Genomic DNA, 22,287 nt, shown 5'->3' on the forward strand with positions numbered 1-22,287 from the left:
TGTACGTTCAACTCAAAAGTTACAAGTACTACGCCTTAATCAAACGACTGTGCTTGATGCTCTTCACTTTGCAGCGCTTTAAATTCGCCCTTCGAAATAATAGTTACTGACTCATGTAATTCTGAGAAAAATACCATGGCTTCGCCATTTTTAAGCTGTAGCTTAACTTGGTTAACTTTAGATTCAATGCTTGCTTCTACTTCACCGTAATCGGTGCCTTCACGCAAAACATAGCTTTCAATTAAATTGTAGAGTGTGTCTTTATCGAGTTGTTGGAGTGGAATGATCATAGTGGCTCTTTTTTAACTACCTGATTGAAGTACTCAGGCACGATTTGCTCTAACCAGTAAACCGGTTTTAATGGGTTATTACCCGTAATAAAACCAACATGGCCGCCTTTTTCTGAGATACGCAGCGTAACATGCTCACTCACATCTTGCCTAATAGGTACTGCTTTAATCGATAGCATAGGGTCATCTTTGGCGTGAATAATTAAAGTCGGTGTGGTGATGTGTTTTAAATAGGCCTTGGCACTGGCTTGTTGGTAATAATCTTCAGCGCCGTTAAAACCATGCAACGGTGCGGTGAGTTGCTCATCAAACAGCCATAAATCATCAATGGCCAGTAATTGCTCTGGCGTTAAATTAATTTGTTGCTTGATTTGCGGCAGTTTACGGTGCATGGACTTCTTCATCCGATCGAGCAAATACTTCTGATAAATTTTTGCTAAGCTTTTACGTATTACTTGGCATGATGCTGACAAATCATAAGGTGCAGACACAACCGCAGCGCCATCAAGTAAACATTGCTCGCCTTGCTCTCCTAGATATTTAGCGAGCACATTACCACCGAGTGAAAAACCAACCGCCAGTAAAGCCCGGTTTGGAAATTGCAGCTTGAGTTGTTTGATAAAAAAATCTAGATCGCCAGTTTCACCACTGTGATAAGCACGGGGTAAGCGGTTAACTTCAGTTGAACAATTACGAAAGTGCATTAATACAACGTTAAAGCCCTGCTTTTTTAATGCTTTCATCATACCCTTGGCATAAAAGCTATTAATATTGCCTTCAAGGCCATGTAATACAATAGCCAGCGGGGCATCGTCATTTTTTGGTAGTGACCAGGCAAGCTCTAAAAAATCACCGTCAGGGGTATCAAGCAGCTCTAATTGATAACGCGTATTATGAAAAGGACGAAAGAAACGCGGCATAATTGTTTGTACGTGACGGTTACTCATCCACCACGCAGGCTTGAAATTTGTAAGCATTATTTATAACTACCCAGCTAATTGAAGTATTAGTGTAACAAATTTTTGGCAATAAAAAGCCCCTAATCAAACAAGTTGATAAGGGGCTTTGCGCGTCGTGCTTAATTCTAATTGGGTGTTTGGTCGTCATGCACTTTCTTGATAAAAAAGTACACAAAGAAAAGGCATAAACTGATCACGACTCCCAGAAAACCAAATGATAAAAATAGTACTGGGTCACTAAAAAAGTCTCTGAAGAATACGTCCATAAATGCCTCCTAATGTCTATGGGTTCATCATAGTGCGAGTTGGCAGAGGCTGATATGATCCAGATCAAGCTACTTTGTTGATTATAAAAAGCGTGATTGAGAAGTTGATTTGGATCAACAAAGTTAAGTGAAGTTAGTGATGGGAAATATAATAAGGGTAAAGTTGTTAAAATATATTAGTCCACTGTTTATTTGGTGTCAGGCTTCCATATTTTGGGTAAGTTTTCTTTATGTTCAATAGTTGACTTTAGCTTCTTTATTTTTTATGTTAAAAAATTGATATCAATATAAACATTAATAATGAATCGAAAGGGACTTTATGTTGCGTAACATTTATAAAATAATTCTTCCTGCTTTGCTTTGCTTTGGTTCCACTGAATAGTGATGCTGCTTCCGAGTATTCTGTATTAACTTGTGATTCTTGTAGCTCTTCATCTCAGTTCGAGTCTTTAGCTTTATACAGTGGTGAGGGGGATTATATAATTGTCAACTTAAAAACATCTAAAGCTGAACGCTACGTGGTTAGGGATGAAGTATATGAGCTTTTGGCGACAAGAAGAGCATTGCCTAATGGTACATTAGAAGATATTTCAACTTATAATGCTCTAAAAAATGCTTTTAATGAAACTGAAAGCTTTATAAGTGGAGTGGAAAATTTTAGCTCTGTTTCGTCTGGAAATCTTAATGCTTTAAGTACAAATGTGATCGCCAATTCTGTCAGTGCTAATGGTTGTGGGACTGGTTGGAATACTTACCTAGTTCCAGATTATCCATTTGAAAACTCTTGTAATCAACATGACCTATGCTACTCAGGAAGCTCAAGTAAATATGCTTGCGATATACAATTTATTCAGAACATGTATAGGGACATAGATAACTTAGCAGATAAAATTGAAATTAAGACACTTTTTGGTTCTGTCATAATTCGAGCCCTTTTGCAAGAAAGAGCTGAATTATACTATCTAGGAGTTGTTAAGTTTGGAGATACTGCTTATTGTAGTTCAACTCAAAACACTACAAGCGATATATGTGGTCATGACGCAAGCCCTCCTGAAGGCGTTTTGCTTCGTATTGCTGAAGAAGGAAACTATGACCCTATTTTGCATGGTGAATCAGGAAGTTTGCATTCTAGTTGCGAGTTATGGCAGTTCCCCAACGGAGCTGGAGGATATTACTACTTGGAGCTGAATTGTACATGGAGCTACACTCCATAAATTCGTACTTGAATAAATAGGTAAAATAATAACCTGAATATAGGGAGTTAAATCATGAATGATGGTGTTTTAGGAATTATTGTATTAATTCTTATAGGATTGACAACCTCAATTGCTACTAATTTTTTTATCAAGAAAAAAGTAGGAGCGTTACTTCTTCCAGTATTATTAGGTTGTGTTACCTTTCAGTTTCTAGGGTATATATATTTAGGTTATGTTGATCCATTTTTTATTGTATCTACCATAGTAAGTGGAATCGTTTTATTAATTATTTCTTTTATTGTAAATATATCATTTAAATATTTCCGTGAAAACGTATGAATTATTTAATTTAAAATTTATTCGCAGCTAAAACTGGCTCCTACAAGATTTGGTTACCCGTAGGAAATGGCTTTTTAGCCATGAATTATCTCGTTATAAAAATTAACGCGCTAAAGCACGACCTACATGAGAGCTTTTACAAATATAACGATGTGTTATTTGGCGTGCTGCAAGGTGTTAGGGCAAAGCTATTAATTGTGGTTATTAACATCTGTTGTTGTTGTTTTTCTAGCTTAAGCTCGGCACTGAGCAGTTCTTTACGAATTGCAGCATAATCTGCAATTTCGGTTTGATTGGTTTTTAAATAGCCGCGGGTGGCGCGTAGGGGCTTTAATAGCTGTTGGTCAAACTCACTAATTGATTGTTCAAGCTTGTTTAGCTGGGCTTGGCTAATTACTAGATTGAGAGAATCTAGGTAATAAAGCAGCAAGCACAGGTTAACGTTTTTACCTTGCTGGTTTTGATAATCCAACAGGCGTGCTTGCATGCCACCTTCGCTATAAAGCTGACATGCAAATTGCCAAAAATCGTTGCTGTTAAGCAAGTTCATCGGCAAAGGCCTGTTCTTTTTCTTCCATCTCTTCAAGGGCCATGAGTAGCTCTTCTTCGATGTCGTTTACTTTGGGTGTTAATGTCGCTTGTTTTGCTATTAGCTCTTTTAACGTTGCTTTGTTGTCATCGTTATAAAGCTCGTTATCGCCAAGTGCAACTTCCACTTCGCTAAGTTCTGCTGAGTGTTTATCAAGTTGTTTTTCAAGCTTTTCAATTTGCTTCTTAAGTGGTTGAACAGCTTTTCTAAACTCGGCTTCGAGGCGCTTTTGCTCTTTACGATTTACTTGTGAGTTTGCTTTTGGTTCATCATCAGCTTGAGTGGCTTTTGCCGCTTCTTTGTTGGCGTTGAGTAGCCATTGATAGTATTCGTCTAAGTCGTAGCCAAATTGAGTTACTTCACCGTTATCGACTAAGTAGTATTCGTCGGCGGTGTTTTTTAGCATGTGACGATCATGAGATACCGTTACCATCGCGCCTTCAAAGCCTTGCAGTGCCATAACCAGTGCATGGCGCATTTCTAAATCAAGGTGGTTAGTTGGCTCATCGAGTAGTAATAAGTTTGGTTTTTGATATACCAACATAGCAAGTACTAAACGTGCTTTTTCGCCGCCTGAAAATGGGGCTACAGGCTCAAGGGCTTTATCGCCAATAAAGGCAAAACCACCTAAAAAGTCACGTAGTGATTGCTCAGTAGCTTTTGGGTCGAGGCGTTGTAAATGCATTATTGCACTGGCTTTTAAATCAAGGGATTCAAGCTGATGCTGCGCAAAGTAACCAATATTTAAACCGTGATGCTGAATAACTTCGCCAGCTTGTGGCTCTAAATCACCAGAAAGGAGTTTAATTAACGTTGATTTACCCGCACCATTTCTACCAAGTAAAGCAATTCGGCTACCTGGTACAAGGTTTAGCTCTATATTATTTAAAATAGTGACGTCACCATAACCCGCTTTGGCTTTATCTATTGTCATTAGTGGATTTGGTAATGCTTTTGGCTCTGCAAACTCAAAGTTAAACGGCGAGTCGGCATGTGCCGGCGCTAGTTTTTCCATGCGTTCAAGCGCTTTTACACGGCTTTGTGCTTGTTTAGCTTTACTGGCTTTTGCTTTAAAGCGCGTTATAAACTGCTCAAGGTGAGCAATTTGATCTTGCTGTTTATCAAACATTGCTTGTTGTTGTAGCAAGCGCTCTGCTTTTTGGCGTTCAAACTGCGAGTAGTTACCTTTGTACACGTTGATAAGTTGCTTATCTACATGCCAAATTTGATCAACCACCGCATCTAAAAACTCACGGTCATGCGATATAAGTACAAGGGTGCCAGTGTAAGCACGTAAAAAGCGTTCAAGCCAATAAACGGCATCTAAATCAAGGTGGTTTGTTGGCTCATCGAGTAATAGTAAATCGGCGTCGCGTATCAATGCTTGGGCAAGGTTTAAACGCATGCGCCAACCACCCGAAAAAGAGCTTACAGGGTTTTCTATAAGGTTATTGGCAAAGCCTAAGCCGTGTAATAGCTCACCGGCGGTTGATTCAATGCTGTAGCCTTTAATGTTTTCAAGCTGAATATGTACTTTGGCTTGTGTGTCGCCATCGTTGTTTTGCTCGGCCTCACGCAGTGCTATACGCATTGCGTAGTATTCTGGGTGGCCTTGAAGTACATAATCAATTGCGCTTATTTCAAGGGCGGGGGTTTCTTGTTTTACTGAGGCAATAGACCAATCTTTGGGAATACTGCAATTACCAGCATCGAGTTGCAATTCAGATTTTAGTAAACCAAATAACGTTGATTTTCCACAGCCATTAGCGCCAACAAGGCCTACTTTATGTTCTGGGAATAACGTAGCAGATGCATTTTTTAATAAGGCTTTACCGCCACGAAGTAGTTCTATTTCTGAAATTTGGATCATGAATGCGTTACTTTGCTGTGCCCTTGTTAAGTTGGCGCTATCATAACATAGAACTTAATGCTCTTATCAAGCGTATCAACAAGTGAAGTTATACGATAAAATAGCAGTAGTTCAAACCACAGGAAAAATGTTGTGAGACAAAAGAAGCGTTTTATTGCTGGTGCATCGTGCCCTGACTGCAAAGCCATGGATACTATGATGCTATACAGAGAACATGATGTTGAAAAAGTAGAGTGTGTTGAGTGTGGTCATAAAATGGCGCAACCAGATAACGCTGTTCAGGCGTCTACTCGCCAATTTGAACAAGTAATTGGTGTATTTAAACCGGGCGACTAACCCGGTTTTTTATTGCCTAATTTTTACCGGTTTTAGTAATGCGGTGGAGGCGGCTCAGGTGCTTCAGACATCATAGACGATGATGACTGCGACTCTTTAATTTTTTCTGCTAGCAGCTCAGTTTGGCGTTTCATTTTTGCTAACAGTTGCTGGTGCACTTTTATTTCATCATTTAAGACTTCAATTGTTTCGTCTTGAAAAGCCACTTTGGCTTCAAGTTCCATTAAGCGATGTTCAATTGTGTTCATTATTCTCTCGTATAATAAATCGCTCTGCGATACCGCTGGAGCTTTCGGTTAACAACGACTTACCGTTATCTGTAAATGTCACATCTAGCACCACCGCCGATTTAGGCTTACTGCCTTCGCGCGGGGTAACCTGCCAAGTTTGAATTTTTTCACCGCTTGGTATTTGCCATAAATCTACGCGCTTATTTGGCGAGCCGGTTGCAAGCAAAGTGCCTTGTTCGTTAAAACGCACAGCAGTAAAAATTTTCTGACGCGCAATATACTTCAGTTTACTCACAAGATCACCTGTAGTCAGCTTCCATACATTTGCTTGTGCCATACTGTCGGCCGTAAACGCATAGCGACCTTGTGGATCGAGCGTTACTTTGGTAACACGCGTTGGGTGATTAAAACGATGAATTACTTGCCCTGTACGTGTATCCCAAAAGTAAGCAACATAATCGTTAGAGCCACTCAAAGCAAAGCGTCCGTTAGGTGATAGGTCAACAGTGTTAACTTTATCTTGATGACCTAAAAACTCAATACGACGTCCGGTTTCTAGGTTTACAAATACGACAACGCCGTCGCTACGGCCGTATAAAACACTACGGCCTTGATTGCTAATGGCAATATCGCGAATGCTGGCTTTTTGTATTTTGTAATAACCTCTATTTTTGCCTGTGGCTATATCCCACACAGCAAACGTGGTTTTTTCGGCGGTAACAGCCACGCTGTTATCAAAAGCAATAGCAACGGCGTATACCAAACTGTCTTGATCTTGCTGCTGAAACCATTGGTATTTTAGTACCTGCTGTTGATTATCCCACAGGGCGACCCCATGGTTGATAGAGGAGATCAAACTGTATTTACCATCGTTTGACAGTGTTGATGAAAACGCACCTTGTGCAGCATGTTCGTAACTTGCTACAGCGTGTTGTTTTTTATCGGTACAGGCGATGGCTAAAAAACAGCTAAATACGATTAAAAAAGTACGAAATATCGACATATTACAGGTATTTCCCCTTAACTCTTAGTGACTGAGAGGTTAGACTAGGACGCGTTAAATGCCTAGGTTGTTTGTCTAATCACTGGATATGTTTTTAGTTTAGCTAACAATGTGGAATTTAGTCATTAAACAAGCAGCCTATCATGTGGGCCGTTAATCTTTAACTAGTAATAATACATTAAAATGACAACTGCAAAGTGTGTCGGAGATTTAAAATGAAAAAGACGATTAGATTGTCATTGATTGCAGCGTCAGTTTTAGCGCTTACAGCTTGTAATCAAGAAGCAAAAAAAGAACAAGCTGAAGTTAAATTAGACACTGTTGAACAGCAACAAGCATACGGTATTGGTGCATCTGTAGGTAACTTTTTAAATAAAGACCTAGCAGACAAAACAGAAATTGGTATTGAACTAGACCAAGCACTTTTAATCCGTGGTTTTGAAGATGCACTTGCTGGCAATGCAAAGCTTGACGAAGAAAAAATTCGTGAAGTATTAACTGAATTAGATACATCAGTACGTACTAAGCAAGAAGAAAAAGCAAAAGTAGAGTCTGAAAAAAGCAAAGAAGCGGGTGTTAAATACCTAGCTGACAACGCTAAAAAAGAAGGCGTTACAGTAACTGAGTCTGGCCTACAGTACGAAGTACTTAGCGAAGGCGATGGCGAAAAGCCAGTAGCAACTGATGTAGTTAAAGTACACTACAAAGGTACTTTATTAGACGGTACTGAGTTTGATAGCTCATATGCACGTAACGAACCGACAACTTTCCCTCTTAACCGCGTAATTGCGGGTTGGACTGAAGGTTTACAACTTATGTCAGTGGGTTCTAAGTACAAGTTCACTATTCCTTCAGAACTTGCTTACGGCGACCGTGACTTAGGTAAGATTCCAGCTAATTCAACACTTGTATTTGAAGTTGAATTACTTGAAATTCAAAATGAAGAAGCACCAGCACAATAATAAGCTTATTGTGTAAATGCAAAAAGGGACCTTAGGTCCCTTTTTTAATGTGCGTAAATAACATATTAGTTTGCGTGATTAGAAAACAAGTTATCAATAAGCTCATCTTCAAGTGCAAAGCGTGCTTCTAATGCCTCGCCAATAACAGATAAGTCATCATCAAAGCCCTTTAACAAGTCTTCTTTGTCTACTTCAGCGTATTTATCATTAAAATCAAGCGCTATGTCGGTTGTACTAGAAATACGCGGGTAAATAGAGTTTGCTAACTCTTGGCTTTGTAAGCCCTTTTTTTCACATGCTTTTGCTATATCGTCATACACTTCAAAATGGCCTGCAGATAGGTAATCCATTAAAAGTTGGCAAAATGATTCAATTAGCTTTGGCTCTGGTAATGCCTGATCTTGCTTTTCGTACGGCGTAAAGCCTGCAATTTTGCAATAAAGTACAATAAGGTCTTGGCGTTCGTTTAGCCATTTATCAATTACTGTGTGGCTACCACCCCATTTCTGTTGAGCTTTTTCTACACGCGTCAGCATAATTATTCTCCTAGGCTGGGTTGGTTTTTAATTAAAAATATAATAACTCACTGTACATCAAGATATATTTAATTTGAGCGTATATCAACAAGTAAAGTAACCCAGTTGTGAGTTGTATCTTTTTATATTAATTAAGATGGGGGAGTTTTATTGCAGGCAAGAAAAAACCACCAGTTACGGTGGTCTAATTTCTTTCAGTGACTTGTTATAACAAGCTTTCTTATTTTTATGAGATGATTTTTATTGTTATTATTTTAAAACTTTTATTTTTATTGTTTTAAGATTTTTATTGTTGTTTTTGTTAACGCGGGACAAACAATAACAAGGTTTTTAGTATGTTGCAAACATATTAACAAAAAGTTTTAAATGTTATTCTTTTTTGCTTATTTTATAGTCAAAATGGATTAAAACACTCCATTATATTGATCTGCCTCTAGGTAAAGCTGTTTTCGTCCCTAAGCAATAGAGGGTCGGGGAATATGGTGGTACAATCTTGCACAATTTATACAAGTCTTAGGATCATTTACGCCATGAGCGAATTAAAAAACGACCGTTATTTACGTGCACTTGCAAAACAACCTGTTGATGTAACTCCGGTATGGATGATGCGCCAAGCAGGACGCTATTTACCAGAGTACCGTGCAACACGTGCACAAGCGGGCGATTTTATGAGCCTGTGCCGCAATGCAGAGCTTGCATGTGAAGTAACACTGCAACCATTACGTCGCTACCCGTTAGATGCCGCTATATTATTTAGTGATATTTTAACAATTCCAGATGCGATGGGTTTAGGCTTGTACTTTGAAACTGGCGAAGGCCCTAAGTTTGAACGCCCTATTTCATCACTTGCTGATGTTAAAAAAATTCCAAAGTTAGACCCTACAGACGAGCTTGGCTACGTAATGAATGCAGTAAGCACTATTCGTCGTGAACTTAAAGGTGAAGTACCACTTATTGGTTTTTCTGGTTCACCTTGGACACTAGCAACTTATATGGTTGAAGGCGGTAGCAGCAAAGTATTTGGTAAAATCAAAAAAATGGCGTTTGCAGAGCCGCAAACACTTCATTTATTACTAGATAAGTTAGCTGATTCAGTAATCGATTACTTAAATGCTCAAATTAAAGCTGGCGCGCAATCGTTAATGGTATTTGACTCATGGGGTGGTGTATTAAGCCCGCGCGATTACAACGAATTTTCACTGCAATACATGCATAAAATTGTTGATGGCTTAATTCGTGAATACGATGGTCGTAAAGTACCGGTTACTTTGTTCACTAAAAATGGTGGTCAATGGATTGAAGCTATTGCAGCAACAGGTTGTGATGCAATAGGCCTTGATTGGACTATTAATATTAGCGACGCTAAGCGCCGTGTGGGTGATAAAGTTGCTCTACAAGGTAATATGGACCCATCTATGTTACACGGTACACCAGAGCGTATTCGTCAAGAAGTAGGCACTATTTTAGAAGATTTTGGTACGGGCAATGGCCACGTGTTTAACTTAGGCCACGGTATTACACCAGATGTAGACCCTGAAAATGCCGGTGTATTTATTAATGCGGTACATGAGCTAAGTGCTAAGTACCATAAGTAATAATGGTTTAAAACTGTTTAAAAGTAAAAAGCCCGCTAATTAGCGGGCTTTTTGTTATCTATTTATAAAGGGCTTTAAAAAAACCTTATTTAATAACCTACTTAAATAAGCGATTTAAACCATTTAATGCCGCAACACGGTAGGCTTCAGCCATGGTAGGGTAGTTAAATGTGGTATTTACAAAGTAGTCGATATTATTGCCACCATTTTTTTGTTCCATAATGGCTTGGCCAATGTGAACAATTTCAGATGCACGCTCGCCAAAACAATGTACGCCAAGTACTTCTTTGGTTTCAGTGTGGAATAATATTTTTAAACTACCTACTTCAGTACCAGCAATTTGCGCGCGAGCCAAATGCTTAAACTGAGCACGGCCAACTTCATACGGTACTTTAGCGGCTGTAAGTTCTTGCTCTGTTTTACCTACTGAGCTCATTTCTGGAATGGTATAAATACCGGCCGGAATATCAACAATCAGGCGGTCGTCACAGTTACCACATGCAATTGCATCAGCAGCTATACGACCTTGGTCAAACGCAGCACTAGCAAGGCTTGGGTAGCCAATTACATCACCTACAGCGTAAACGTTATCAACTTCTGTTTGATATGTTTCGTTAACTTTTAATTGGCCACGGCTATCGGCTTTTAAACCAATGGCTTCAAGGTTTAATGTATCTGTATTACCAGTACGGCCATTAGCAAATAAAATACAGTCAGCTTTTACGCGTTTGCCTGATTTTAAATGCATAATAACGCAGTCGTCACGGGTCTCTATTCGGTCAAACTCTTCGTTATGACGAATAACAATACCGCTGTTCCAAAAGTGATAGCTAAGCGCGTCAGATATTTCAGCATCCATAAAAGCAAGTAGTCGGTCGCGTGTATTAACCAAATCAACTTTAGCGCCTAAACCTTTAAATATAGAAGCATACTCACAACCAATTACACCAGCGCCGTATATAAGTACGCGGTGAGGGTCGTGTTTAAGGCCAAGTATTGTATCACTTTCGTAAATACGAGAATGCGTAAAATCGACTTCTGGTGGGCGATAAGGGCGTGAACCCGTTGCTATAACAATCGTTTTAGCCGTTAGTCGCTCGGTTGAGCCGTCATTTCTTTTTACTTCAATCGTGTGCTTATCTACAAAGCTCGCATCACCTTGAAACATATGAATGCGGTTACGGTCGTAAAAGCTACTACGTAAATTAGATTGCTTAGAAATAACCGAACTGGCGTGACGTAAAATATCAGGAAAAGTTAAGCGGCTAGGGCGCTCACCAATATTAAATAACGGGTTTGCTTTGTATTCAATATAGCGGCTAACAGAATGGCGAAGCGCTTTTGAAGGAATTGTTCCCCAATGTACACAACCGCCACCAACAGCTTCTTGGCGTTCAATAACCGCTACTTTTTTGTCGTTTTTTGAAAGGTTCATGGCGGTGCCTTCACCGCCAGGACCCGTGCCAATAATTATTGCATCATATTGGTATGTCACGGGTACTTTTTTTTGTTCTGGTTGTTTGGCCACAGCCACTCCTAAATTAATTAAAAGAGGCTTTTAATAACCTCGCATTAAGTGCTAGCCATGCCTGTTTTTGATTTTCCCAGGCGGCTTCCAACTCATGGTATTGTGCCATTAATGCTGAGCGTTCACACTGCTTTGCCATGTTATTTTTTTTAACTTCTAACACTTGTTTTTGTAGTGAACAATAATTTTGCAGTTTTTTCAGCAGTAAATCGTACTCTTGTTGTAATAATGTAATCTTATCTTGTGCTAAAGGCAATTTTGCAAGACGCGTTTGCGTTTTGCTCATTAGCGTTTCGGCCTTTGCTTTTTCGATACGTTCAACAGGTGTACGCTTCAATTTATTAGCTAAACCAACAGCTGCTAAAGAGCGAATCATCCATTTTGTTGGATCGTAATGAAACCATTTAATACCGTTACGGTAGTCGCTTGCAAAAATATGGTGGAAGTTGTGATACCCCTCACCGTATGTAAATAACGCTAAAAAGCCGTTATCACGTGCCGTATTTTTTTCGGTGTATGGGCGAGAGCCCCAAATATGTGCAACCGAATTTATAAAAAAGGTAAAGTGTTGGCTTAGTACTAAGCGTAGTAAACCTGCAAGAATTAACATACCCCACACATCACCAACTAATAAACCAAGTGCAAGAGGCAAACCTACGTTCATAGCAATAGCTAGTTTTAAGTAGTGCTTATGTTGCCACATAACGACTTTATTTCGTTGTAAATCACGACAATTACTATAGTCGTTGTAGCTATCGCCTTGGTAGTCACGTAGCATCCAGCCGATATGGCTATACCAAAAACCATTGGTAGCCGCGTAAGGGTCTTTTATTGGGTCGTCAACTTGACCGTGATGTATACGGTGATCGCTACTCCAATGCAAAGCACTGTTTTGTAGTGCAAAAGAACCGCCAAGCGCAAAAATAAATTCAACAGCAGGGTGTGCGTTATAGGTTTTATGTGCCCATAATCGATGGTAGCCGGCAGTAATTGATAAGCCTGCATAAAACATGCAGCCAACAAAAGCAATCCAATGCGCGCTGGTAAATCCGTAGCTAATCGCGTACCAAGGTACAAGTGTGGCAGCCGCCAAAAAGGTTAGGCTAAAAAATAGGACGTTTGTCCAAATAATCGGTGGTTTATTCATAATTCTCAATCTCAGCGTACAACTGTAAGCTAAAATAGTATTTCAAACTCTCGTCGTCAAGTATTAGACTGTACAATTGAGCTAATATCACTAAATATTCATATAAAATAATTCAGGGAGCAGTTGATGTCGGGTGTTAGAGCGCAACAGAAACAAAAAACACGACAGGCGTTAATTCAAGCGGCATTTAATCAGCTGAGTGCTGATCATAGTTTTTCGAATTTAAGTTTACGCGAAGTAGCACGAGAAGCCGGTATTGCCCCAACTTCTTTTTATCGTCATTTTAAAGACATGGATGAGCTAGGTTTAACCATGGTAGACGAAGCCGGTTTAACCCTTCGTCAACTAATGCGTCAAGCACGCAGACGAATAGCTAACGATGGCGGCAGTGTTATAAATACCTCAGTGGTTACTTTTATGGAGTTTATTGATAACTCAAGTAACCAATTTAGGTTGTTGCTGCGAGAACGCTCTGGGACTTCTAAAGCATTTAGAGCCGCTGTAGCCCGCGAAGTAAAACATTTTATTTTAGAGCTGGCTCATTATTTAGAAAGTGAAACTAAGTGTAATGCCATGCATGCCTATATTCAGGCGGAATCTATGGTAACGCTCGTATTTAATGCGGGTGCAGAAGCGCTCGATATAGAAGGATTGCAACGCGACGAATTAATTGAGCGTGTTATTTGGCAGCTGCGTTATATTACTCGTGGAGCCGGGCATTACGTAAGAGAAACGAATAAAGAAGCATAGCTTAAAAAAATTGTAAAAAGTTAATATAAGCACGGTATATTGCAGTGCTTATTAATTTAAGCGTCGCTAGTTACGTATTTGTTGTTTTAATTCCCAATGTAGACCTATGTTGAATTAAAAAACCCAATTGAATCGTTTTTAAATCTATTGTGTAGAATATTTATGCTTGCTTGGTGCGGCTATGAATGTTAAAAATAGGCTTCACTGAACACACACATAAGAAAACAAGATGCATATTATTCGTTTAATTACACTAAAACTTAACCTCTTACTGCTATGGCAAGTAAGCGGGGATTAGTGTGTTTGCATCGAGTTGAACACTAAAAAACCCCGCAATTGCGGGGTTTTTTTTATCTCGCGGCTGGGATTAATTGAAATTTGGGTAACATAGGAATGAGGGGCAGTTATGCAAGAGCAAGATAAAGTATGGATTTTTGATACCACCTTACGTGATGGCGAACAGGCACTTAAAGCAAGCCTTACTGAAGATGATAAAATTCAATTAGCACATACAATTAGCCGCTTGAATGTGGATGTGATGGAAGTTGGCTTTCCGGTTTCAAGCCCTGCTGATTTTCGCTCGGTGCAACGTATTGCAACCGAAGTAAAAGGTCCAATTATTTGTGGTTTAGCACGCTCAGTTGCTAAAGACATTGAAGCCTGCGGCGAAGCACTTCGCACAGCACAGCAAAGCCGTATTCATACTTTTATTGCTACAAGCCCTTTGCACCTTGAACATAAATTACGCATGAGCTTAGACGATGCAACGGCAATGGCTGTTAAATCAATTAAATTGGCACGTAACTATACTGATGATGTTGAGTTTTCGTGTGAAGATGCTGGTCGTACGCCGCATTGGGATTTATGTAAAATTGTTGAGCAGGCAATTAATGCCGGGGCTTCAACTATTAACTTGCCAGATACCGTTGGTTTTGTAACGCCAGACGAATACGCCGCGATGATCCGCCATTTAATGAATAACGTGCCAAATATTGATAAAGCGCGCTTAAGTGTGCATTGCCATAACGATTTAGGTTTAGCAGTAGCAAACTCGGTAGCCGCAGTGCAAGCCGGTGCGCGCCAAATTGAGTGTACTATTAATGGCATTGGTGAGCGTGCTGGTAACTGCTCGCTTGAAGAAGTGGCGATGATCATGAAAATGCGCCACGACCACTTAAAAGTATACACCGATATTAAAAGTGAAGAAATTTACCGCGCTTCTCGCCAAGTGGCTAAAATTTGTAATATGCCAGTACAACCAAATAAAGCGATTGTTGGCGAAAACGCCTTTGCACATAGTTCTGGCATTCACCAAGACGGTGTATTAAAAGCGCAAAATACTTATGAGATTATGTCGCCAGAAAGCGTTGGTGTGCCAAGCAACCAATTAAATATGACTTCGCGTTCGGGTCGTCATGTTATTGAGCATCGCTTAGAAGAGTTAGGCTATCAAAAATCTGATTACGATATGGATGGCTTATACAAAAGCTTCATTGAATTGGCTGACCAAAAAGGCACTGTATACGATTACGACCTTGAGGCGATGATTTACTTTAATCAAATTAACGACAAAGATGAAAAATACCAATTAGAATTTGTTAACTCAGCCTCTAACTCACAATCGGTAGCAAGCTCTACGATTGGAATGCGAATTGATGGCGAAGCTAAACAAGAAGCCGCGACAGGTAATGGCCCAGTTGAAGCTTCGTTTGCAGCTATTGAGCGCTTAACCGGTATGAGCGTTGAAATGATTGAATATAACTTAGAAGCAACAGGCCAAGGTGCAAGTTCATTAGGCCAAGTAAACATTATTGCTAAATACGATGGTCGCCCTTACCACGGTGCGGGCATTGCAGCGGATGTGGTTGAAGCGTCGGTACGCGCCATGATCCGTGTTTATAACTTAATTTATCGTGCACAGAAAGTGTCTGATTTAAAACAACAAAGGAAAGCAGGATGAGTAAAACAAACTACAGCGTTGCAGTATTAGCTGGCGACGGTATTGGCCCAGAAGTAATGGCGGCAGCAGAGCAAGTACTTGATGCTGTGAGCAATAAGTTTGGTTTTACATTAAACCGTCAGCATCATGCTATTGGTGGCGCAGCCATTGATGAATTTGGTGAAGCCTTACCACCAAAAACACTAAGTGCTTGTGAAAGTGCCGATGCCATTTTATTTGGTTCGGTAGGTGGTCCTAAATGGGAAAACTTACCACCAAACGAGCAGCCTGAGCGCGCATCGTTATTGCCTCTTCGTAAGCACTTTGGTTTGTTTTGTAATTTACGCCCTGCACAGTTATTACCTGCATTAAGTGCAGCATCGCCACTTCGCGCTGATATTAGTGAAAAAGGTTTTGATATTTTATGTGTGCGCGAACTAACTGGCGGCATTTACTTTGGTGAAAAAGGCCGCAGTGGTGAAGGCGCAGAAGAGTTTGCATTTGATACGCAAACATATTCACGAAAAGAAATTGAACGTATTGCACGCTTTGCTTTTGAAGCTGCAAAACTACGTAGTAACCATGTTACCTCTGTTGATAAAGCCAATGTATTAGCATCAAGCGTATTATGGCGCGAAGTAGTAACCGAAGTAAGCAAAGACTACCCAGAAGTAAGCTTAGATTACATTTACGTAGATAACGCCGCTATGCAGTTAGTTAAGCAGCCTAGCCAATTTGATGTATTACTTTGCGATAACTTATTTGGCGATATTTTGTCAGATGAGTGCGCCATGATCACAGGTTCAATGGGCTTATTACCATCGGCAAGTTTGAATCAATCAGGTTTTGGATTGTACGAGCCAGCAGGCGGTTCAGCACCAGATATTGCAGGTAAAGGCGTTGCAAACCCAATAGCACAAATTTTAAGTGCCGCATTAATGCTACGTTACTCGCTAGGGCAAGACGAAGCTGCTCGCACGATTGAAAAAGCAGTAGCAGAAGCCGTAGAAGCAGGCGTTGGCACACCAGATATATATCCAAATGCAGGTTACAGCACAAGCGATGTGGCAGCAGCCATCGTTTCACGCATTTAATAACATATTAAAGTTGCAGCACCGTTATGCTGCAACTCAAACAGATTAGGGAATTAGCAAGTGGCCCAAACGTTATACGAAAAAATTTGGCAATCACATACCGTTGCCAGCATAAACGAGCAAACCGACTTACTTTATATTGACCGCCATTTAGTGCATGAAGTTACTTCTCCGCAGGCCTTTGCAGGTCTACGTGAAAAAAACCGTACTGTACGTTGCCCAGAAAAAACCTTTGCAACGATGGATCATAACGTATCGACTAAAAGCCGATCACTTGATGCCGCAAGCGAAGTATCTAAAAATCAATTAATGGCGCTTGATAAAAACTGTAAAGAGTTTGGTATTGTGCTTTACGATTTAAACTCAATTAATCAAGGTATTGTGCACGTAATGGGCCCAGAGCAAGGGATTACTTTGCCTGGCACAACCATTGTATGTGGCGATAGCCATACCTCTACGCATGGTGCGTTTGGCGCATTAGCGCATGGTATTGGTACCTCTGAAGTTGAGCACGTATTAGCAACGCAAACGCTACAGCAAAAAAAGGCGAAATCGTTAAAAATTCAAATTAACGGTGTATTGCGTCCAACGGTTACGGCTAAAGATTTAATTATGGCGGTAATTGGCAAGTTAGGTACCGCTGGTGGCACAGGTTATGTAGCAGAGTTTTGTGGTGAAGGCATTGAAGCGCTTTCAATGGAAGCCCGTATGACGCTATGTAATATGAGCATAGAAATGGGTGCAAAAGCGGGTTTAATTGCATCTGACCAAATTACTTATGATTACTTAAAAGGTCGTCCGTTTGCACCTAAAGGCGCAGATTTTGATGCAGCCGTTGAATATTGGGAAACATTAAAAACAGACGAAGGCGCACACTTTGATTTAGTTGTTGAGCTAAATGCTGACGACATTCAACCACAAATTACCTGGGGTACAAGCCCAGAGCAAGTAATTGGTGTTGATGAGTGCATACCCGATCCAGACCAAGAACCAGATTTAATTAAAGCCGATGCTATTCGCAGCGCGCTTAAATACATGGATTTAAAAGCGGGCGATAAATTATCAAGCGCGAAAGTAGACACGGTATTTATTGGCTCATGTACAAATAGCCGCATTGAAGATTTACGCGCAGCTGCAAAAATTGTTGAAGGCAAACATGTGGTAGCCGGCATTGAAGCGTTAATTGTACCGGGCTCTGGCTTAGTTAAAAAACAAGCCGAAGACGAAGGCTTAGCCGATATTTTTAAAGCCGCTGGCTTTGAATGGCGCGAACCGGGTTGTTCTATGTGTTTAGCGATGAACGATGACCGCCTAGGAGCAGGCAAGCGTTGTGCATCTACTTCTAACCGTAACTTTGAAGGTCGCCAAGGTCGTGGCGGGCGTACCCATTTAGTTAGCCCTGCAATGGCCGCAGCTGCTGCAATACATGGTCACTTTGTTGATATTAGAGGAGAAGCCTAATGAGCGTATTTTTTAGTGGCTTAATGGCCCCACTTGATAAAAACAATGTAGATACTGACCAAATTATTCCTAAGCAGTTTTTAACATCAACTAGCCGTGAAGGTTTTGATGCTGCATTATTTTATGATTGGCGTTACCTAGATAACGACGAGCCAAACCCTGACTTTATTTTAAATCGCCCTTGTTACCAAGGTGCAAAAATATTATTAACGCGCGATAACTTTGGTTGTGGCTCATCTCGTGAGCACGCTCCATGGGCGCTTAAGCAATATGGTTTTGAAGTGATTTTGGCTGAAAGCTTTGCAGATATTTTCTTTAATAACTGTGGTAACAACCAAATGTTAGCCATTGCGTTACCTGCCGATACGCTTGAGCAATTGTTTGTACTTAGCGAGCAGCACGACGATATTAACATTGAAATCGATCTTGAAAATCAAACACTAACAAGCAGTAAGTTTGCACCAATTAGTTTTGATATTAGTAAAGAGGTAAAAGAGCGTTTGTTAAGTGGTTTAGACTTTATTGGTGTAACCGAAACGCTAAACTCACAAATAGATGCGTTTGAAAAGCAACTGGCTACTGAGCGTTCTTGGCAGTAATACTGAATTACATATGAAAACAAAGCGCGGCTTAGTCAATAGACCGCGCTTTTTTATGATTCAGTTTAGATGTTGATATAGTTGGTTGTATAAACTCGTGACCGTCATCACATGTATATACTTCAATTGCTCTTCCATCAGAACCTAGGGTTCTATCTCTGTAATAAAGAGGTTTTCCGCAAGCCATTTTACGTACTGGCTTCATGAAGTTGCATATTTTACTTGTTCCTCTTGATGCCCGAGATCCTTTGTTTGTGAAATAGTTATTAGTGATTGTTCCAATAACATAGCCACCAACAGCGGCGCCAACTTGATAAAGTGTTGCTACCTCTTCTGGGCTTAATGATAAGGAAACTCCTTTATAGGGACCTCGTTTAAAGCGCCCTATACCATTTTTTATAATTATATTATTTCTACTAACATTAATTGTAACTAGGCGTTTATTACCTTCAACTTCTGTATTTTTAATATAATTATTTTGATTGTTTAATTTATTCATGAGACCTACTTTCATCCTTAAAAATTTTAGATATACATTACACTATTAATAATGACGAGTAATCTAGTAGCCAAAGTAATGATCAGTAAAAAGGAGTTTGATCAAAGTTCTTTTAGAACACTAATTACACGTAAAAAAGCACGGCAATTGCCGTGCTTTTTTGTGGGTAAATATTAGATGTGGTAGCTAAAGGTTAATGCCTAAAGTCAGCCATTAACGCCGGTATACCAGGTAACATACCTACAATTGCCATTACAGTGGTAAGTAGCACAAACATGATAAGTGGAATTACCCAGCGGCTCATTTTAGATAGCTCAGCACTGCGCTCTTTACAGCCAATCAGCCCTAAGTTATCAAGTAACATAGTAAGTGACCAACCAAAAGCAGGATTAACTAAGGTCGAAGCAAATACCACAATAGCGGCTGATTGCGTCGTTTTACCTTCGCGCGTCATTTCCATGCCAGCCTCAAGTAACGGGATAAACACACCAACAATAAGCGCAACACAAAGCACAGGTTGCCAAATGGCTAAATCCATAGGGTAACCCCATAAACCAGCAATTATACAAAATAATGCAGTTAAAATAGCGCCAGCAGGGATAGGGCGTTTAGCTATAGCAGCAGGCACAATATAAGTACCCCAAGAGGAAGCAAAGTTAGCACCACCAGCAAGTGAGCCAAATGTTTGTCTAACCGATGCACTTAGCATGGTATCGTCGATATCCATTTGTACTTTTTCAGTGCGTTGCGGATAGCTTATTTTTTGAAATACTTGATGGCCTAAAAAATCTGGCGACCACATAGCAACGGCGAGCACTGCAAATGGGAGTACAACAACAAAGCTTTCAAGCGTTGGTAGGCCAAGCATCCAGCCCGTGTTTTCGCCCCACCAGTAAGCTGGGTTCATATTTGGTAAACCCGGTGCAGTATGAAACTCAAACGGTGCGCCTAAGGCAAAGGCAACCACGCCACCAATAAGGCAACTTAACGGCACGGCTAACCAACGCTTTTTAAAGTGCTCTAATAGCGCATACAATAAAATGGTGGCTAAAATAACAATAAACGCAATGTGTGCCATATCAATGGCTTCAGCCCAAGCAAACAGCTTTTTAACTTGCGAAATAGTACCAATAAAGCCTAAATAAATAAGTAGCCCGCCACATACACCTTTACTGGTTAGGCGCGCGAGCATACTTCCTCCCTTGGTTATGGCCAAAATAAAACCAAAGGCACCAATGAGTAAGCCAAACGCCATAGGGTGACCGCCAGCAGCAACAACAATAGGAATTAACGGAATAAGTGGGCCGTGAGTACCAGCCAAGTTGGCTGTTGGTAAAATAAAGCCTGAGAATAAGATGATAAAAATAGAAACAATGAGTAATTCGTAACGTACATTTTCTAAAACAAATGCATCGCTTAAACCAAGAGGCGCTGCAAATGTTGCCGCAATAGCACCCACCATAACGACTTTACCAATTGTGCCCGCCATTGCTGGAATGGTGTCTTCAAATTCAAATCGGTAATCTCTAAACGGTAAATTAGGACGCCAGCGCTTAGGCTGCATAATTTGTAATTCATGTTCGAGATACTCGTCGCGAGTATTAAACTCTGAACTCGGCTTGTGAAGTTGCTCGTAGCTTTGAGCATCCTTGTGCGTGTTTGATGGTGCATCACCGGGTGGTGTAGTTTGCATGCGCTCTCCTGCAACATTGTTGCTTAATCAAATAAATACGGCTTTTGTTAAAGCAAATGAATATTGAACATGCAGGGTAAATCAGCTCTTAGGCTGGGATGTATAGGCAAAAGGTCGTGCATGGTTGTTTTTAATACAGTTAATTTAAAAAACTGCTTTACGTTAAAAATTATGGAATTACAGAGTGTGATTAAAAGTCACTATAAATCAAGTGATTGGGTTTTGTTTTTAAGGGCCGGAGGACTGCTTACCAAATAGTATCGTGTTAATAGCAGGTTATTATCCTTTAGTCTTAGTGGTTGTTAAAGCCGTTTTATTTCAAGCTATTTGTTTGCAGGAGCCGCTACTTTCGTTTTATTTGTGGTGAAATAATACTTCTGTTACTTTCGGATTGTTAATAACAACAATAAAGAATAGAGATGCAACTCAACTCCCCTAAATCAATTGGTATTTTACTTGGTACGCTTTACGGCATATTTATGCGGCTGTTTGTAGAGCTAGTCAATGCTTATAATTTAGGTAGCTTAGTCTCTATATCATTTATGTTTTTAGTGCCTGTTGCTATTGGCTATATTCGTATTCACTTTGAGTACAACGAATCAAAAACATTAACTAAAAGGCAAATGATCACGATTGCTTGGCAGCCTATTTTTGTTTTTTTATTTGTAAGTGTAATTACTTTGCTTGAAGGGAGCATTTGTGTGGCAATGGCTTTGCCTGCTTTTATGTTTTTTGCCAGCATTGGTGGGTTACTTGCGGGCTTTGTTAGAAAACGTAAAATAAAAAAAGCGAATAGTTCTTTATTATCAATCGCGTTGTTACCTATATTACTCTCACCTATTGAAGTTAATTTTTTACATTTATCAAAAACATACGAAGTAACAAATTCAATAGCTATTAACGCGCCCATCAATGTTGTGTGGCAGCAGTTAGCTAATGTGAGTGACATAAAACCACAGGAAGTGCCTTTTTCACTCACTCAATTAATTGGTGTACCAAAGCCATTAAAGGCAAATATGAATGCTAGCGGTATAGGCGCTGTTCGCACAAGTACTTGGCAAAAAGGCGTTGTGTTTAAAGAAGTAATAACCGACTGGCAACCAAATAAACAGATGCATTATAGATTTGATATAGACCCAGATGCTATCCCCGATGACGCACTCGATAAACACGTAAAACTAGGCGGTGAATACTTTTCACCTCTTTACGGTGGATATGAGTTAAGTGAAGATAAAAGCGGCAATACGATTTTAACGTTAAAAACGACCGTGCAAGATAATACAAATTTTGGTGTTTATTCGCGAATATGGGGTGAGGTGATATTTCAAGATTTTCATCATTCACTTTTAACGTTGATGAAAAACAGAGCTGAAAAATCACTTATCGCAGCTGTTTCTTATAATTAG

The 22,287-nt window shown here is 40.0% G+C and carries 22 protein-coding genes; 11 read left to right on the forward strand and 11 right to left on the reverse strand.

Annotated features, from left to right (window positions below; genetic code table 11):
- Window positions 1-35: 35 nt before the first annotated feature.
- Both I6F44_RS16715 and I6F44_RS16720 read right to left on the reverse strand, forming a co-directional pair.
- Window positions 36-290 (reverse strand): YheU family protein, encoded by a 255-nt coding sequence (locus tag I6F44_RS16715; RefSeq protein WP_121954601.1) that lies wholly within the window; start codon window positions 288-290, stop codon window positions 36-38.
- Window positions 287-1,267, reverse strand: a complete 981-nt coding sequence (locus tag I6F44_RS16720; RefSeq protein ID WP_197174223.1) for a hydrolase — start codon at window positions 1,265-1,267, stop codon at window positions 287-289. The genes I6F44_RS16715 and I6F44_RS16720 overlap by 4 nt, the downstream gene beginning before the upstream one ends.
- Window positions 1,268-1,880: 613 nt before the next feature.
- On the opposite strand from I6F44_RS16720, the gene I6F44_RS16725 reads away from it, so the two are divergent.
- Both I6F44_RS16725 and I6F44_RS16730 read left to right on the forward strand, forming a co-directional pair.
- A complete protein-coding gene (locus I6F44_RS16725) occupies window positions 1,881-2,729 on the forward strand; it encodes a hypothetical protein (protein ID WP_145990813.1) in 849 nt (282 codons plus the stop codon).
- 54 nt (window positions 2,730-2,783) lie between these two features.
- On the forward strand, window positions 2,784-3,050 hold the full coding sequence (locus I6F44_RS16730) for a hypothetical protein (RefSeq protein ID WP_121954604.1): 267 nt from the start codon (window positions 2,784-2,786) through the stop codon (window positions 3,048-3,050).
- 136 nt (window positions 3,051-3,186) lie between these two features.
- On the opposite strand, the gene I6F44_RS16735 is transcribed toward I6F44_RS16730, so the two are convergent.
- On the reverse strand, window positions 3,187-3,600 hold the full coding sequence (locus I6F44_RS16735; protein ID WP_121954605.1) for a TIGR02444 family protein: 414 nt from the start codon (window positions 3,598-3,600) through the stop codon (window positions 3,187-3,189).
- Window positions 3,587-5,509 carry an ATP-binding cassette domain-containing protein gene (locus I6F44_RS16740; RefSeq protein ID WP_197174224.1) on the reverse strand — a complete coding sequence of 641 codons (1,923 nt, stop codon included), beginning with the start codon at window positions 5,507-5,509 and terminating at the stop codon, window positions 3,587-3,589. The genes I6F44_RS16735 and I6F44_RS16740 overlap by 14 nt, the downstream gene beginning before the upstream one ends.
- A 132-nt stretch (window positions 5,510-5,641) precedes the next feature.
- Here I6F44_RS16740 and I6F44_RS16745 point away from each other — a divergent pair, with 132 nt between their 5' ends.
- Window positions 5,642-5,845, forward strand: coding sequence for a YheV family putative zinc ribbon protein (locus tag I6F44_RS16745; protein ID WP_007378899.1), 204 nt, complete (start codon window positions 5,642-5,644; stop codon window positions 5,843-5,845).
- Window positions 5,846-5,877: 32 nt separating this feature from the next.
- On the opposite strand, the gene I6F44_RS16750 is transcribed toward I6F44_RS16745, so the two are convergent.
- Both I6F44_RS16750 and I6F44_RS16755 read right to left on the reverse strand, forming a co-directional pair.
- Complete coding sequence (locus tag I6F44_RS16750) at window positions 5,878-6,093, reverse strand: SlyX family protein (RefSeq protein WP_007378900.1); 216 nt, start codon at window positions 6,091-6,093, stop codon at window positions 5,878-5,880.
- Complete coding sequence (locus tag I6F44_RS16755) at window positions 6,080-7,078, reverse strand: WD40 repeat domain-containing protein (RefSeq protein WP_197174225.1); 999 nt, start codon at window positions 7,076-7,078, stop codon at window positions 6,080-6,082. Before I6F44_RS16755 ends, I6F44_RS16750 begins: the two co-directional genes overlap by 14 nt.
- Window positions 7,079-7,293: 215 nt before the next feature.
- On the opposite strand from I6F44_RS16755, the gene fkpA reads away from it, so the two are divergent.
- Complete coding sequence (fkpA, locus tag I6F44_RS16760) at window positions 7,294-8,040, forward strand: FKBP-type peptidyl-prolyl cis-trans isomerase (RefSeq protein WP_024595253.1); 747 nt, start codon at window positions 7,294-7,296, stop codon at window positions 8,038-8,040.
- A 65-nt stretch (window positions 8,041-8,105) separates the two neighbouring features.
- Here fkpA and I6F44_RS16765 read toward each other — a convergent pair whose 3' ends face one another.
- Window positions 8,106-8,576: an Rsd/AlgQ family anti-sigma factor gene (locus tag I6F44_RS16765; protein ID WP_007582240.1), complete on the reverse strand. Its 471-nt coding sequence runs from the start codon at window positions 8,574-8,576 to the stop codon at window positions 8,106-8,108.
- Between the two features lie 530 nt (window positions 8,577-9,106).
- On the opposite strand from I6F44_RS16765, the gene hemE reads away from it, so the two are divergent.
- Complete coding sequence (gene hemE / locus I6F44_RS16770; RefSeq protein WP_002961084.1) at window positions 9,107-10,171, forward strand: uroporphyrinogen decarboxylase; 1,065 nt, start codon at window positions 9,107-9,109, stop codon at window positions 10,169-10,171.
- A 97-nt stretch (window positions 10,172-10,268) separates the two neighbouring features.
- On the opposite strand, the gene sthA is transcribed toward hemE, so the two are convergent.
- Together sthA and I6F44_RS16780 are read right to left on the reverse strand one after the other, a co-directional pair.
- The gene (gene sthA, locus I6F44_RS16775) at window positions 10,269-11,699 is read right to left on the reverse strand and encodes a Si-specific NAD(P)(+) transhydrogenase (protein ID WP_024600008.1); all 1,431 of its coding nucleotides are present in this window, start codon (window positions 11,697-11,699) and stop codon (window positions 10,269-10,271) included.
- 13 nt (window positions 11,700-11,712) lie between these two features.
- Window positions 11,713-12,846 (reverse strand): acyl-CoA desaturase, encoded by a 1,134-nt coding sequence (locus I6F44_RS16780; RefSeq protein WP_197174226.1) that lies wholly within the window; start codon window positions 12,844-12,846, stop codon window positions 11,713-11,715.
- A 126-nt stretch (window positions 12,847-12,972) separates the two neighbouring features.
- Here I6F44_RS16780 and fabR point away from each other — a divergent pair, with 126 nt between their 5' ends.
- From fabR to leuD, 5 genes are all read left to right on the forward strand, one after another.
- The gene (gene fabR / locus I6F44_RS16785; RefSeq protein ID WP_010555448.1) at window positions 12,973-13,596 is read left to right on the forward strand and encodes an HTH-type transcriptional repressor FabR; all 624 of its coding nucleotides are present in this window, start codon (window positions 12,973-12,975) and stop codon (window positions 13,594-13,596) included.
- A gap of 406 nt (window positions 13,597-14,002) precedes the next feature.
- On the forward strand, window positions 14,003-15,556 hold the full coding sequence (gene leuA, locus I6F44_RS16790; protein WP_008171909.1) for a 2-isopropylmalate synthase: 1,554 nt from the start codon (window positions 14,003-14,005) through the stop codon (window positions 15,554-15,556).
- The gene (gene leuB / locus I6F44_RS16795; RefSeq protein WP_024600010.1) at window positions 15,553-16,629 is read left to right on the forward strand and encodes a 3-isopropylmalate dehydrogenase; all 1,077 of its coding nucleotides are present in this window, start codon (window positions 15,553-15,555) and stop codon (window positions 16,627-16,629) included. The genes leuA and leuB overlap by 4 nt, the downstream gene beginning before the upstream one ends.
- 60 nt (window positions 16,630-16,689) lie before the next feature.
- A complete protein-coding gene (gene leuC, locus I6F44_RS16800; protein ID WP_121954607.1) occupies window positions 16,690-18,090 on the forward strand; it encodes a 3-isopropylmalate dehydratase large subunit in 1,401 nt (466 codons plus the stop codon).
- Window positions 18,090-18,689: a 3-isopropylmalate dehydratase small subunit gene (gene leuD / locus I6F44_RS16805; protein WP_024610322.1), complete on the forward strand. Its 600-nt coding sequence runs from the start codon at window positions 18,090-18,092 to the stop codon at window positions 18,687-18,689. The genes leuC and leuD overlap by 1 nt, the downstream gene beginning before the upstream one ends.
- Window positions 18,690-18,720: 31 nt before the next feature.
- Here leuD and I6F44_RS16810 read toward each other — a convergent pair whose 3' ends face one another.
- Both I6F44_RS16810 and I6F44_RS16815 read right to left on the reverse strand, forming a co-directional pair.
- Window positions 18,721-19,188 carry a hypothetical protein gene (locus I6F44_RS16810; RefSeq protein ID WP_197174227.1) on the reverse strand — a complete coding sequence of 156 codons (468 nt, stop codon included), beginning with the start codon at window positions 19,186-19,188 and terminating at the stop codon, window positions 18,721-18,723.
- A 193-nt stretch (window positions 19,189-19,381) separates the two neighbouring features.
- The gene (locus I6F44_RS16815; RefSeq protein ID WP_197174228.1) at window positions 19,382-20,881 is read right to left on the reverse strand and encodes a DUF3360 family protein; all 1,500 of its coding nucleotides are present in this window, start codon (window positions 20,879-20,881) and stop codon (window positions 19,382-19,384) included.
- Between the two features lie 419 nt (window positions 20,882-21,300).
- Between I6F44_RS16815 and I6F44_RS16820 the strand changes: the two genes are divergently transcribed.
- Entirely contained in the window at window positions 21,301-22,287 is a 987-nt protein-coding gene (locus I6F44_RS16820) for a hypothetical protein (RefSeq protein WP_197174229.1), read from the forward strand.

The sequence above is a fragment of the Pseudoalteromonas sp. NZS11_1 genome (assembly GCF_015864275.1).
In the GTDB taxonomy this organism is placed as follows: Bacteria; Pseudomonadota; Gammaproteobacteria; order Enterobacterales; family Alteromonadaceae; genus Pseudoalteromonas; species Pseudoalteromonas arctica.

Excerpts from the sequence above, each read along its gene's own strand:
- I6F44_RS16730 (WP_121954604.1), top strand. The coding sequence starts at position 2,784 with ATGAATGATGGTGTTTTAGGAATTATTGTATTAATTCTTATAGGATTG.
- I6F44_RS16735 (WP_121954605.1), bottom strand. The coding sequence starts at position 3,600 with ATGAACTTGCTTAACAGCAACGATTTTTGGCAATTTGCATGTCAGCTT.
- fabR (WP_010555448.1), top strand. The coding sequence starts at position 12,973 with ATGTCGGGTGTTAGAGCGCAACAGAAACAAAAAACACGACAGGCGTTA.
- I6F44_RS16720 (WP_197174223.1), bottom strand. The coding sequence starts at position 1,267 with ATGCTTACAAATTTCAAGCCTGCGTGGTGGATGAGTAACCGTCACGTA.
- leuD (WP_024610322.1), top strand. The coding sequence starts at position 18,090 with ATGAGCGTATTTTTTAGTGGCTTAATGGCCCCACTTGATAAAAACAAT.
- I6F44_RS16820 (WP_197174229.1), top strand. The coding sequence starts at position 21,301 with ATGCAACTCAACTCCCCTAAATCAATTGGTATTTTACTTGGTACGCTT.
- I6F44_RS16740 (WP_197174224.1), bottom strand. The coding sequence starts at position 5,509 with ATGATCCAAATTTCAGAAATAGAACTACTTCGTGGCGGTAAAGCCTTA.
- leuA (WP_008171909.1), top strand. The coding sequence starts at position 14,003 with ATGCAAGAGCAAGATAAAGTATGGATTTTTGATACCACCTTACGTGAT.
- fkpA (WP_024595253.1), top strand. The coding sequence starts at position 7,294 with ATGAAAAAGACGATTAGATTGTCATTGATTGCAGCGTCAGTTTTAGCG.
- leuB (WP_024600010.1), top strand. The coding sequence starts at position 15,553 with ATGAGTAAAACAAACTACAGCGTTGCAGTATTAGCTGGCGACGGTATT.
- I6F44_RS16765 (WP_007582240.1), bottom strand. The coding sequence starts at position 8,576 with ATGCTGACGCGTGTAGAAAAAGCTCAACAGAAATGGGGTGGTAGCCAC.
- I6F44_RS16755 (WP_197174225.1), bottom strand. The coding sequence starts at position 7,078 with ATGTCGATATTTCGTACTTTTTTAATCGTATTTAGCTGTTTTTTAGCC.
- I6F44_RS16750 (WP_007378900.1), bottom strand. The coding sequence starts at position 6,093 with ATGAACACAATTGAACATCGCTTAATGGAACTTGAAGCCAAAGTGGCT.
- I6F44_RS16815 (WP_197174228.1), bottom strand. The coding sequence starts at position 20,881 with ATGCAAACTACACCACCCGGTGATGCACCATCAAACACGCACAAGGAT.
- I6F44_RS16780 (WP_197174226.1), bottom strand. The coding sequence starts at position 12,846 with ATGAATAAACCACCGATTATTTGGACAAACGTCCTATTTTTTAGCCTA.
- I6F44_RS16715 (WP_121954601.1), bottom strand. The coding sequence starts at position 290 with ATGATCATTCCACTCCAACAACTCGATAAAGACACACTCTACAATTTA.
- hemE (WP_002961084.1), top strand. The coding sequence starts at position 9,107 with ATGAGCGAATTAAAAAACGACCGTTATTTACGTGCACTTGCAAAACAA.
- I6F44_RS16810 (WP_197174227.1), bottom strand. The coding sequence starts at position 19,188 with ATGAATAAATTAAACAATCAAAATAATTATATTAAAAATACAGAAGTT.